Source organism: Agrobacterium rosae (genome assembly GCF_002915175.1).
Lineage (GTDB): Bacteria > Pseudomonadota > Alphaproteobacteria > Rhizobiales > Rhizobiaceae > Agrobacterium > Agrobacterium rosae.
Window position 1 is genome coordinate 34850 of the sequence record NZ_NXEJ01000012.1, and the last position, 13111, is coordinate 47960.

At 55.3% G+C, this 13111-nt stretch carries 8 protein-coding genes and 2 pseudogenes; 4 read left to right on the forward strand and 6 right to left on the reverse strand.

What is annotated here, in order from left to right; all coding sequences use genetic code 11:
- Positions 1-19: 19 nt before the first annotated feature.
- Complete coding sequence (locus CPJ18_RS22905) at positions 20-1300, reverse strand: MFS transporter (protein WP_167397967.1); 1281 nt, start codon at positions 1298-1300, stop codon at positions 20-22.
- 194 nt (positions 1301-1494) lie between these two features.
- Here CPJ18_RS22905 and CPJ18_RS22910 point away from each other — a divergent pair, with 194 nt between their 5' ends.
- Positions 1495-2412 (forward strand): LysR family transcriptional regulator, encoded by a 918-nt coding sequence (locus CPJ18_RS22910; RefSeq protein WP_103660122.1) that lies wholly within the window; start codon positions 1495-1497, stop codon positions 2410-2412.
- A gap of 103 nt (positions 2413-2515) precedes the next feature.
- Here the strand turns inward: CPJ18_RS22910 and yghX are convergent.
- Positions 2516-3402 (reverse strand): annotated as a pseudogene (gene yghX / locus CPJ18_RS22915) (YghX family hydrolase).
- A 611-nt stretch (positions 3403-4013) separates the two neighbouring features.
- Here yghX and CPJ18_RS22925 point away from each other — a divergent pair.
- Together CPJ18_RS22925 and CPJ18_RS27270 are read left to right on the forward strand one after the other, a co-directional pair.
- Entirely contained in the window at positions 4014-5294 is a 1281-nt protein-coding gene (locus tag CPJ18_RS22925) for a hypothetical protein (RefSeq protein ID WP_103660124.1), read from the forward strand.
- A 266-nt stretch (positions 5295-5560) separates the two neighbouring features.
- Positions 5561-5684, forward strand: a pseudogene (locus tag CPJ18_RS27270) (IS5/IS1182 family transposase); the annotation flags it as partial.
- Between the two features lie 239 nt (positions 5685-5923).
- Here CPJ18_RS27270 and CPJ18_RS22935 read toward each other — a convergent pair.
- Positions 5924-7831 (reverse strand): HAMP domain-containing methyl-accepting chemotaxis protein, encoded by a 1908-nt coding sequence (locus tag CPJ18_RS22935; RefSeq protein ID WP_103660126.1) that lies wholly within the window; start codon positions 7829-7831, stop codon positions 5924-5926.
- Positions 7832-8085: 254 nt separating this feature from the next.
- Between CPJ18_RS22935 and CPJ18_RS22940 the strand changes: the two genes are divergently transcribed.
- Entirely contained in the window at positions 8086-8592 is a 507-nt protein-coding gene (locus tag CPJ18_RS22940) for a hypothetical protein (RefSeq protein ID WP_103660127.1), read from the forward strand.
- A gap of 317 nt (positions 8593-8909) precedes the next feature.
- On the opposite strand, the gene CPJ18_RS27485 is transcribed toward CPJ18_RS22940, so the two are convergent.
- The 3 genes from CPJ18_RS27485 to CPJ18_RS22955 all read right to left on the reverse strand — a co-directional run bounded on the left by CPJ18_RS27485 (position 8910) and on the right by CPJ18_RS22955 (position 12951).
- Positions 8910-11210, reverse strand: a complete 2301-nt coding sequence (locus CPJ18_RS27485) for a methyl-accepting chemotaxis protein (protein WP_077122474.1) — start codon at positions 11208-11210, stop codon at positions 8910-8912.
- Between the two features lie 638 nt (positions 11211-11848).
- A complete protein-coding gene (locus tag CPJ18_RS26655; protein WP_146258712.1) occupies positions 11849-12031 on the reverse strand; it encodes a hypothetical protein in 183 nt (60 codons plus the stop codon).
- 710 nt (positions 12032-12741) lie between these two features.
- Positions 12742-12951: a cold-shock protein gene (locus CPJ18_RS22955; protein ID WP_103588125.1), complete on the reverse strand. Its 210-nt coding sequence runs from the start codon at positions 12949-12951 to the stop codon at positions 12742-12744.
- Positions 12952-13111 lie beyond the last annotated feature (160 nt).

The following is a 13111-nucleotide window of genomic DNA, read 5'->3' on the forward strand; positions in this document are numbered from 1 at the left end:
GTCGCTTGGCACATCCCCCTCAGGATGCAGAGTTGCGGAATTCCGGTTCGATCGGCTTGCGGCTGAGGGACAAGGTTGCGATCGCGCCGCAGACCAGCAGCAATGCTGCAATCCGGAAGGCCCAGGTGTAGCCACCGGTCGCCGACACGACATAGCCGGTGATGATTGGCGCGATCAGGCCGAACAGGTTCCCACCCAGCGCGGTGATGGCGATCACGCGGGAAACGTCGCGCGGATTGCGCAGCAGATCGCTCGCCAGGGTGAAATTCAAACCGGCCCCTGTCGTCGATCCGGTCAGCACCAGGGTCAGCACGGCCAGCAGCTGCCAGAGGTTGTCGACCACGGGCGCAAGAAGGATCAGCAGCGACAACAGGGCCATGGCGGCCACGAAATAGCGCCGCTTGCCGGCCTGGATCGATGTCGAGGACAGGATCCTGTCACTGGACCAGGCAATTATTAGGCCAAATACCATCGTCAGCAGATAGGGCGCTGCCGTCAGGTAACCGGTGTTCATGGTCGAGAGTTCGCGCGTTGACTGCAAAAAAGTCGGTAGCCAGGTGAGGAACAGATAAGCCGTATAGACTAGGCAAGCCTGCGTGAGTACCAGGCCCCAGATGCTCGTCTGTGCCAGCAGATAGCGCAGCGAGGACGGCGCCGGATAATCCGCAGATGCCACGGCGCTGTCGCCATTGCGCTCAGCGGTTATCTTTTCGCGTTCCGCTGCAGACAGCCAGCGCACCGCCTCGGGCGCGCCATACCAGTAGATCCACGCGGCGAGCCAGATGAAACCGAGAATGCCGAGCAGGACAAAGGATGTGCGCCAGCCAACCGAGCTGACCAGGGCTGCGGTGACGATCGCGCCGATCGCAGGACCTGCCGAGGAGCCGCCATTGAACAGGGTGGTGACCAGACCGCGTTCCTTTTCCGGAAACCAGTCGCGGATGATGCGCCCGCAGGCCGGAAAGGTCGAAGCCTCGCTGGCGCCCATCACCAGACGGGCTGCCAAAATCGAGATGAACCCTGTTGTCATGGCCGTGACTGCGGTAGCGGCAGACCAGACGGCGATGCCGCCGCCCACCATGCGCTTGGCCCCGACCTTTTCCACCAGCAGCCCGATGGGAATCAGGCAGACGACATAGGTCCAGAGAAAGCCGGAAAACAGGTAACCCATCTGGATCGGTGAGAAGCCGAACTCGGCTGCTATCTCCTTGGAGGCAACCGACAGCGCAATCCGGTCCATGTAGTTGATGATGACTGCTGTAAAAATCAGCAGCGCGATCCAGTAGCGCCGGTTGTGCATGTACTCTCCCCCCTGAACTGCGGCGGAATCTCCCAATTCCGCACTTCGACACTGTTGTTTCAGTGGCGCAACTTGTCCAATGAGTTCTTTCGGCGATAACGAATAGGAAAATTCAATGAGTGGATGGCCAATGGCAGGCGGCCGTGGCACTTTGGGCATGCAAGCTGACGTGAGCCGATGACAGGGACACAGACATGAGCCGTTGGTCGATACCGGAACTCGAAGCGTTTTTCTGGACCGCCGAACTGGGCAGCGTGCAAAAGGCGGCCGACCGTCTGCATGTCACCCAGCCGACCTTGTCGCTGCGGTTAAAGCAACTTGAGACGAAACTGCCGTCGCCGCTATTTGTACGCCACGGCAGAGGACTGAAGCTGACGCGCGATGGCCACACCTTTCTCAGCCACGTGAAAATCGTGCTCGATGCCTGCGGCGAGCTGGAGAAATCATCCCAGGCAACCGATATTGCCGGCAGCCTTCGGATCGGCCTGGCCGAGGGCTTTGCCGTCGCCTGCATGGCCGGCGTGCTGTCGTCGCTGGAGTCCGACTTCCCTCTGCTGAGGCCGGAATGGACGGTGGCGACCAGTTCCGGACTGGAACAGGCGCTGGCCGACAGTGAACTCGACGTCGCCATCCTGGTGGACCCCATCGGTCTGCGCGATATCAGGCTGTCGGCCCTGGGGGTCCAGAAAAACAGTTGGGCTGCCGCCGCAAAATTCCGCGGAAAGATCAAGGGCACGCCGGCGGAACTGGCACAGCAGACGATCATCACCACCCCACCACCGACGGCAATGTACCGCGCGACGATCGGCTGGTTTGCCGAAGCAAAGGTCACGCCGGACCGGATCTGCCTCTGCTCCAGTCTGAACGCCGCCATGCAACTCGTGGCATCCGGCTTGGGCTTTGGGGTGTTTCCGACCAAGATGATCCAAGCCTATCCGGCGGCCGGCGCTATTTCCATGCTTTCATCGATCCCGCAACTGGTCGATGGCCGCGTATTCGTGGCCGATCGCGCCACCGCAGACCAGTCGCGAACCTACGCGCTTCTCAAAAGCATCGAGAACGCCACCGACAAGATCGGTTACTTCCGGTCTCAGGAGCGAGGTTCGATATAACGAGTTTATTTATCATGGAGCCGATTTTCCGTGAACCTAAAGCAGGCCACCTCACATCGTGACATGGTCTGCTTCATTGTTGCACGACTCCAGCCAATCGTCTTTACACGAGATAGCGCTTGAACCAGGCGATCGTGCGATCCCAGGCGAGATTGGCTGCCGCCTCGTCGTAACGCGGCGTTGAATCGTTGTGGAATCCATGATTGACGCCGGGGTAGACGTGGGCCTCGTAGGTCTTTCCTGCCGCCTTCAGCGCCGTTTCATAGGCAGGCCAGCCATCGGTGATTCCCTTGTCCAGTTCGGCATAATGCAGAGCACTGGCGCCTTGATGCGCTCGACGTCTTCCGCCCGAGGCTGACGTCCGTAAAAGGGAACGGCTGCGCCTAGCTCTGGAAAGGCCACGGCCGCGGCATTGGCGACGCCGCCGCCATAGCAAAATCCGGTGATCCCGACCTTGCCCGTGGTCAGGTCATGGTGCATCAGAAATTTGATCGCTGCGAAAAAGTCGTTCATCAGCTTTTCGGGGTCAACTTTCTGCTGCAGTTCGCGGCCTTTCTCATCATTTCCGGGGTAACCGCCGACCGAACTCAGGCCATCCGGCGCCAAGGCGATGAATCCGGCTTTGGCGACGCGGCGCGCCACGTCTTCGACATAGGGGTTCAAGCCTCTGTTTTCGTGCGCTACCACCACGGCTGGCACCTTGCCGATGGTTTTTGCCGGGCGCACCAGATAGCCGCGGACATTGCCGTTCCCCTGAGGAGACGGATAGGTAATGTATTCGGCGTTGATATCCGGATCGGTGAACTCCACCTGCTGCGCCAGCGCATAATCGGGGCTCATGGACGCCAGGATCGCCGCGGCGGTCAGGCCACCAATCGCGAATTTGGCCGCGCGGTCCAGAAACTCACGCTTTGTAATCTTACCATGCGCCTAATAATCGTAAAGTTCGAGAATTTCGGGATGAAAATCCTTGGCGGTGAGACGGGTCATATAAAATGCTCCTTTGGCACCGGCCGTTCGGCCCAAATTCAGTCATCCAAGGCAAACATCGGTTAGGTTGTTATCCGCCAATGCTGCGCACTGGTGCAAGCAGATCTATCTGCTACACGCTGCTACAAGTTCGCCGTGTAAGTTGTTTGCGTCCAATAAATTATACTTGAAGATGCAGGCTGGCGCTTTGCATCGCAATTCGGCGCGTCCACCGCGTGCTGCTGCCTGCCCGGATTTCCCGGCGAATACGCCCCCTATGACCGTCGATATGATCGTGGATCGGCGATATCGCCAGCTAATCATTGATAAAACCTATGTCAAAACTGTCAAAATCCTGATTAGACAGGCTGCTCCTAATCGACACAAATAGGCGTTTGGGAGGAGTTGAGTGGATGTGAGGGGGTTCCGTCGGAGGCAAGAGATTTGCCAAGTCTTTGCGCGATGAGGGTCGATGTATCCATGGATGCAGCATCGGCGGCCGATGGAACAACGGGTGCGACGATACACGCGCCGCGGTCTCGCATTTGAATATCAACGTAATTCCTTGACCGGCTCAAGGTGCCTTTCTTTGGAAACGCGCCACAGCAACGCCATACAAAGGGAGAAACCACATGAAAGCTGCGAGCCTTGCCATCATACTCGGCCTGGTGCCGCTACCCGCCCTGGCGCAGGCAACCACTGCACCTGCAGCGGTTCCGGCAGATCCGGCGGCAAAATCGGAAAAATTCCGTTCCCAATATATCCGCCTGAGCGACGACACCGAAGGCTTGCTGTTGGAGCCGTTGATTCCCGCCCCGGATGCGCGCATCGCCTTCGTCTTCTCCCATCCCAATCGCGACAATGCCGATGCGCCGCCGGAGGATTTCCTGCCGAGCATTTCGCGGGGCATCGCCTATCTGCGCAAACTTCCCGGCATTGAAAAGGTCGTCCTGCTGGCCCATAGCGGCGGCACCCATATGGGCACGCTCTATGAAAACGTCGCCGAACATGGCCCGGCCGCCTGCCAAGGCCCTGAGAAGATCGTTCCCTGCAACGGTAAGCACATCTCCGGTCTGGAAAAACCGGATGGCTTCATCCTGCTCGATCCGACACTGGGCGCCGCTCATCAGATGAGTGCGGTCGATCCGGCGGCGGGCGAAAAGGGCCGCGACGCAGCGCTCGACATGTTTGCCAGGGAAAACGGTTATGACATCGACGGCAAAAAAGCGACCTATACGCCGGACTTTGCCAAGCGTTTCTATGCCGCGCAGGCAGCCCGCAACAACCAGATCGTCGATCAGGCGGTCGAACGTCTTAAGTTGATAACGGTGGGCAAGGGCGAATTTTCCAATGACGAGCCCTTTCTGGTCAAGGGTGTTGGCATCCGCGCGCTTGGCGCGCGGCTCTACCAGCCCGATCTCAGCTTTGCCGCCCATACCAGGCAGCCCCATACTTTGATCCATGCCGATGGAAGCCGGACGCAGGAGATCGTCAAATCGGTCCGTCCATCGGCCGGCGGCAAGCAGGTGCTCGGCATGTTGAACGAACTCGGAGCCATGAACTACTCGACAACGGTTCGCAGCTTCCTGGCCAACTCTGCAATACGGGTAAAACCGGATTTCGCGTTTACTACCGACGACATCGAGGGGATCGACTGGGCCTCCTCCTACACCTCGACGCCATCCAATGCCGAGGGCGTGACGGTCCCGTCGCTGGTTCTGACCATGAGTTGCCACTATCTCGTTGTTCCCGGCGAGGTAATCTATGATCATCTCGGCGCAAAAGACAAAACCTATGCCTCCGTCGAAGGCGCCACCCATCTCTTCCAGCCCTGCAAGCCGGAATATGGTGACACGAAAAAACAGGTGTTCGACTTTGTCAGCGAATGGGTGTCAAAGCCTGGGCGGCTGTGACTGGGTGAACCCCTGACGGCGGCGCAGTCGCGTAAGCGGGATAATTACGCGACTGCGCCGCTCCAGATCGGACGGAACGTTGTGTAAAACTTCTGGACGGGCGGCGAACGAGTGCCGCCAGCCCGTGTCAGGATGCCAAGCCGACGGCAGAGCATCGGGCTGACGATCGGCCGAAACACTATGTTGGTGTGGAATTGGTGCACGGATCAAATTTCAACATTTTTCATCTATGCGGCAGGGATCGAAACTCGTTTGATTGGTCCAGCATGCCGCACAAACATAAACGCCACTCGCCGCCATCACATCGGTAAAATGAAGTTCAAGGTGACAAACTGGGTGGAGTATGAGGCAGGCCTTCGTCGTTGTGGCAGCATGACCCTTTGGATATCTTTGATAACCTGTTCGGCGGGAGAATTCGGCGGCTCAAATTTTGTCTCATCCTCGCTTCCTTTGATGTGAGCTACGATGAGGCGAAAGCCCTCTCTTCTCAAATGAATAAATTTTGTATCAGGGGCGTTGATGTCGAACACGCGCGACCATGATGTTGATGCCCTCCGCCCAATCTTGTAGAGAAGATTGGGCGGAAGCTGCTTCAACAAGGCCTGTAGACAGGTTTCAGATCAGACTTTTTAGAACTCTTCCCAGCTATCGGCCCTTGCGGCGGTATTGCCACGCACGGCGTTAGAAACGCGTGCGATCAGACGTCTTGCCGGAGACGCCACAGGTAGTGTTACCATTTCTCTGCGAGGACCGGTGGCTGCATGTGTTGAACCAATCTCGAATCTGGCGATCAGCTGGAATAGTGCCTCCGCTTCCCTGGCGAGAGAATGGCTTGCCGCCGTCGATTCCTCGACCATCGCGGCATTCTGCTGAGTGCCCTGGTCCATGGTGTTGACGGCAGTGTTAATTTCCCGCAAGCCGGTCGCCTGTTCCTTCGCGCCTTCGACGATCGCCGTAACGTTGGTGCTGACACCCTGCACCTGCGCGACGATCTGTTGCAGAGCTTTGCCCGTTTCCGTCACCAGTTCGACGCCGTTTTTGACCTGTGTACCCGATTTGCCGATCAGAGCCTTGATCTCTTTCGCAGCCTTCGCGGAGCGCTGTGCAAGTTCGCGAACTTCCTGTGCGACGACGGCAAAGCCTTTGCCCGCCTCGCCCGCTCTGGCGGCTTCTACGCCGGCATTCAGAGCAAGCAGATTGGTCTGGAAGGCGATCTCATCGATGACACCGATGATGTTGGAAATCTCATTCGACGACGTCTCGATCTCGTGCATGGCGGTGACAGCTCTGCTAACCACCTCACCTGAGTGCTCCGCCGAATGACGCGTCTGCTGGACCATTTTGCCGGCCTCTTCGGCGCGCCTGCTTGAGTCGGTGACCGTCGTCGTTATCTGCTCTAGTGCCGCTGCTGTTTGCTCGACCGATGCTGCCTGCTGTTCCGTCCGTTTCGAAAGATCGTCGGCCGCCGCGCGGATCTGGTTAGAGCCGGCTGCAATTGCCTGCGCATTCTGGCCAACGCGCCGCATGGCGTCTTCTAGCTTTGCGACGGCGTCATTGAAGTCGAGGCGGACTTGATCAAGCCGGTCTGCAAAGGTTTCGGTAATCCTGTAGTTCAACTTGCCATCAGAGAGACGGCCAAGCGCACTGCCGATGCTATCGACTGCAAACCGAACTTCCGACGCTTCCTGTGCCTGCAACCGTTCGTGGTCAATACGCTCCTGCTCGGAAAGCGAACGGTTTGCTGCCGCTTCCTGTTCAAGGCGAACCCGATCGCGTGCATTATCTCGGAAAACAGCGACCGTGGACGCCATGGTGCCGATTTCGTCAGAACGTCCTTCGCCATAAATGTTGACGTCGAGATTACCCTTGGCAAGGGCATCCATTGCGCCAGTAATTGCGTTGACCGGACGGATGACACCGGCAATGACTGTCCAGATCGAAAAAGCGGAAACGGCGGCTGCCATTACTGTTAGCGCTACCATCAATGTTGTGAGCGTGGTCCTCAGGGAAATGCCCTCAGCCAGATTTTCTTTGGCGACGCGGATTTGCAGATCGACGAGCTTGGCGATATCTCCACCTAGAGGATCGATTGCCGGATAGAGTTCTTTGTCTGCGAAGCTGGCGAGCGCAGAAGCATCTTTCGACGTAAGGATACCGAGAAGTTTCTGGACGTGTATGTCGGCCTTCCGGCGCGCTTCGTCGAAGTGATCAGCAATCTGCTTTTCCTCACTCGTCAGAGCGGTGGCTGTGTAAGCCTTCCAATGATCGTTCACATCAGCCAGTGCAGACTGAACATTTGCGGTCCCCTCAATCGGGGACAATGCACTGGAGCGAACCTTGTGTACGGTATCGACAATGTTGACCGCATAGCGATCAGCAATAATTTTCAAATGCTCCATCGGTTCGACGCGATCAACCACGATGGAATCAGCAATTTTCGCTTCCCTTTCCATTGCGTAAAAGGAAAAAGCAGCAATCATCACAATTGTAGCGGTGAGCACCGAGATGCAGGCAAGTAGTTTCACACGGATAGTCATTACATCCTCAACCAGGCAATAGAGACGCACGTCTCTCGATAATTCGGCAACTGTTCGGGGCTGTCTGGCAGGATGATGCTTCGCTGAGGATCCCCATCCTCAACTCGCCGCGGATTGGACAATCATGGGCGCACCCGTTAAATCTAGGGGCAATCTGTTTATGAATTATAAACAACTGGATAGAATTGCCTAAAAATTAGCCCTCGCGAGTAAAAAGTCACCATTCAAGTTCAAGTTGAACCGAAAGATAAGCTATGCGCAGATATGCCGGACTAGCATTATTGGGTTTTAGCATAGCCACGGCGGCCATAGCGGCGGACGGATCAAAAACACCAGAGGTGTCGGTCAATCCCAACGAGCCGGCTTGCCTGAAGGTGCCTGCGGCCGATATGGAGCAATTCGTTGGTGCTCCTGCACGTATACGGGAGACCAACAACGGCTTTTGTTCTTGGAAAGGCAGCATATCAGGTGCCTATGTAAAGGTCATGTATTTCAAGGGCGAAAGCCTTGGTATCCCCGCTGGAGCGGAACGGGCTTATTTCGATCAGGGTATCGAAGTCATAAAGGCCGAGAACAAGCCCGGGGAGCTCGTGGAAATCCCTGCGTTAGGCGAAAGTGCCTGGGGCTTGAAAATCGCCGAAAATCCTACGAATTTCTACTCGGTGTACATGTTCAAGAACAAAGACAGCATCACCATTATGTCCAACGGCGTCGGATACGATGCGACCGTCAAGATTGCGCAGCTTGCGGCGCATATGTGATCTCTACCGCGCTGTCGTTCTGCATTTAATCGTAAGATCCCAGTCCCAACACTTTCAACAAGATAGCCCTGCATTAATTTGAGATTATGGCTTCGCTTTTTTTCACTTGATGTGAGCTTCCCACCGGGGGAAAGATGGCTGCCTACGGCCAAGCTTCATCAGAAATTCCCTATATAGTTATTGCCGAACCGGAAGGCGTCTCGCGCGGAAACCCTTGGCTTTGATCGCCACATTGCGATTGCAAGGAATAGGTAACAGGTCACCTCCATTCCTCGAAGGGAGGTGACCTGATCGAAGTCCGTCAAAGCCGGTTTTTCTTAGAACTCTTCCCAGCTTTTGGTTTTAAGAGCTGCATTGCCGGAAAATGACGAGCTCACCCGGTTCAGTAATTGCCGGGCAGGCGACCGTTTTTGATCCGGCTGCCGACCTGATGTGGACGAGAATGCAGACTTTGCTCTGGCATCCGTCTCGAATTTTCCGACCAGAACAAACAAGGCATCGGCTTCTCGTGCGAGTGCATGGCTCGCGGCCGTAGATTCCTCCACCATCGCCGCATTTTGCTGGGTGCCCTGGTCCATCTGTGACACAGCCCGATTGATCTCCTTGATGCCGGTCGTCTGTTCGCGGGATGCTTCAACAATAGACAATACGTTAACGCTGATTTCTTTCACCTGCTCGACAATCTTGCCGAGCGATTCCCCCGTTTGTGCGACAAGACCAACGCCGCTTTTGACGTGATCTCCTGATTTCGCAATCAGTGCCTTGATGTCTTTTGCCGCACTGGCCGAACGTTGTGCGAGTTCACGAACTTCCTGGGCAACCACGGCAAAGCCCTTGCCTGCCTCGCCCGCTCTGGCCGCCTCCACGCCCGCATTCAGGGCAAGCAGGTTTGTTTGGAATGCAATCTCATCGATAACGCCGATGATGTTGGAGATTTCGTTGGACGACGTCTCAATCGCATTCATCGCATTGATGGCTTTCGTCACTACCGTGCCGGAATGTTCTGCATTTTCGCGCGTTTTGGTTACGAGACGACCGGCCTCTTCAGCACGGCGGCTGGTATCGGCAACGGTTGTTGTAATCTGTTCCAGCGCAGCGGCCGTCTCTTCGACAGATGCTGCCTGTTGTTCTGTGCGCTTGGCAAGATCGTCAGCCGAGGCGCGGATTTGGTTGGATCCAGCGGAAATGGCCTGCGCATTGCCGCTCACATTGACGATGGCATCCTCAAGACGCTCGATTGCACCGTTGAAATCCACCCGGATTTTATCGAGACGGGTCGCAAAGGACTGGTTGATGCGGTAGTTCAACGTGCCGTTGGCCATCGCGCCGAGGCCTGCAGCGAGTGTATCGACCGCGAATTGAACTTCTGCACTTTCGGCTGCTTCTCTTTCTTGCTGCTCCAGCCGTTCTCGTTCAGACAGCGTGCGGTTGGCCTGCGCCTCGGCTTCCAATTTCGACCGTTCCTGCGCATTGGTTTTGAACACGGCCACGGATTTCACCATGTCGCCAATTTCACTGCGGTCGGCAACGACGCTCAATTCGGCTTCCGCATGGCCATCCGCCAGTTCGCGCATCGTTTTCACAATGCGGGTCACCGGGTTCGTAATGGAACGTGTCACGATTGTTGCAAGCACCGCGACGAGTGCAAGAACGCCTGCGGATATTGCCAAGGAGATGAGAAGGCTGTTGTGCTGTTGCGCAGCAGACGCTGCGGCGTAATCGCGCAAGTCGAGGCCTGTTTTGTCTTCGACAGTTTTCAGTGCATTGATACGATTGGTCGAAGCTTTGTACCATTCTTCTCCGCTTACGCTGTTCAGTTGTCCTCCGAACGGACTAGCCATCGCAATCTTGCGTTGGCTTTCGACGAGTTTGCCTGCATCACTGCTCAATGCATCTTGCAAAGCTGCGCGCTGGTCTGCGCCCGCATAGCTGTTGAAATCAGAGAAATAGACATTTTGCATTGCACCGAATCTTACGAAAAGCTGATAGCTTTCTGGGTTGAAGCTGCCGGATGTAAAAGCCGCAGTTCCAATCGTACGCTCTTGGCCTGCCCTTTCCTTCCCTTGCAGAAGGGCCGAGTAAGCGACAATTCTGTTGGATATAGTGCTGTCTGTCGTCAGGGAACTCATCGATTCAATGATCTTGATGAGGCTACCGATAGTATCGGCAAAATATGCAGCGAGATCGGGCACACCAGCCTTGAGAGACGTTACATCCTGCCGCATTGCTTTAAGCTTATCGAGTTTGGCCTGAGCGGTGGCAGCAAGTTCTTTCAAAGCAGGTGCCATATCGTTATCTTCGTCTGTTAGACCAAGCGCGATGAAACGCTGGATTGCCGCGTCTGCAGCACCCCTTTGCTTTTCAAGAAGCGGGCCGAACTCGCCTTGTCCACGAGCACCTACAAAACCGGCGGAAGCTCCACGTTCCTTTTGAACCTCATGGATTGTGGCACCCAAGACAGGGGCCATCGAAGCAATTTCTGCCACCGACCGTGCCTCAGATGCAGTTTGCAATCGCTTGACATTGTCTTGCAAGGCTGCGCCAACCAAGGCGATCGTGGGGATGGCGGCAACGATAATGATGCGCGTCCTGATTTTTAGATTGCCGAATATGCTCACTTTTGGCCTCTGATGATGAAAGCGTGTCTGCTGGGAACTGCTTCAGTCATATAAAAATAAACCATTGAAATTTGGTTATTTTTGCACACGAAAAACTCAATGTGCCCAATCACTAGGCAGAGTTGCAACTATTGCGATTTGGAATTTCGGACTGACGTCAGGTCAACTAGGATTTATCTGAGGCATACAAGTGAGGATATCTCGCGTGACATAAGTTTTAGGCAACAATCAGCATCTCGAAAAATCAGCGCACCCGTCGAAGACGTCCGCCTCGGTCCCAAACACCCCTGACAAACGTGTCGCGCGGCTGGACCACGGCTTCTGCGCTGGCGGGAAACAGGTCCACCACTGCCATGGACAAATTCATCCCTCTTGCAAAATCGGCAACGGAACTGCCTCATAGTGATCAGCCAACCTCAACAGGTCCTCGGTTTCGTGCCATTGCGAATGCCAACGAGCACTGGCCTGTAAACTCGCTTAGAAAATCTCGGAAAATCATTTTCCGGTGTGCTGTAGGAAGGAAAAGCGGGTGACTCACCCGTGTCTGTGAGCAGAGCCCGCATAATCACCTCACGGCTTTAAGCGCGGCTTTCAGCTCTTCCATCCCATGCGGTTTCCCAAGGAGCGCGCTTTTGGAGCTATCTTAAGTCGGTTGCCGGACGGATATTGATATGATCCAGTCCATAGAGTCGCGAAAACTCCGGGGTTGCCACAACAAGATCGTTTGCAATGTCTATGGCAAAACTGCCAATGCCGCCCGCCGCCTGCGCGGCACTTAGTCGATCAACAATTTGGCGGTGTATTTCATCCGATGTCGTCACGGCTCTTTTCTCAATGGCATCAGGGCTTAGAACAATTACCTAAAATAGGCCTGTTACATAAGCAAGCTCGAATGTTTGAGATATTGGCTGTTGCCAGACGCCTGCAAGGAGCCGTGAATTTCCGATTTGAGACCGCCTGTTTTGTTCAATATACCCTCGGTATCGATAAATGTTTCCTCTAACTGGGTTGCACTCCCGGACATCATTGACCATATGAGGCCATAGCTGAGGCACAGGGTTCTCCCAGGACTGTCTTCAGCTGTTCCCCTCTGGAGGTTTATACCTTCACACCTTAAGGGCCGCGGTTTCCGCTGGCCCTTTTTTTCCAATACAGTGTCGATTCCAGAGAGACCAAAAGACATGGCGCGGGACACGCCGTTGTCTGGTGGCAAGTTCCACATGGATTTGACAGCACGCCGAACAGAATTCAGAGCATCTTTTGATTAATTGCGTCTGTACAGAATTTTGCCCGATCCGCGCTTCTTGGCCACTCTAGACTGTATTACAAGAAACATTGGAAGCGTTTACTTGCCGAAATCTACCGACATAGATTTATGGCTTATCAGGCATCATTGATGCGGCAGTCGGATAGTGTAGACCTTTGGCGTAGAGTCGACTGCTCCCGTAACAAGGGTTTCGTCAGGTTCATGGAATGCGGGGGGTGAAAAGGCCGAGCTGCCGCTCGACCTTTATCTCATTGCTAGCAAATATCAGATAGACTGAAGGTTGGTCGCTGAGTTTTTGCCGGACTTTTTGTCACGCTCCAGTTCGTAGCTGAGTTTTTGTCCCTCGACAATTTCGCGCATACCGGCGCGCTCAACAGCAGAAATATGGACGAACGCATCTTCTCCGCCACTATCTGGCTGGATGAAACCAAAACCCTTAGTGGCATTGAACCATTTTACTGTTCCTGTGGCCATGATGAACTCTTTCGAGATTTTCAGACGCCCCAACGTGGGGATCTTACGGTCTCGGTAACGAGAACCACGCCAAGAAGTTCATCACGACTGGTTAAGATCTCTCAAAGATCTACACGAGGGCGGCACATACAGACCCGAGAAAGCGGCGACGGGGGTGGCA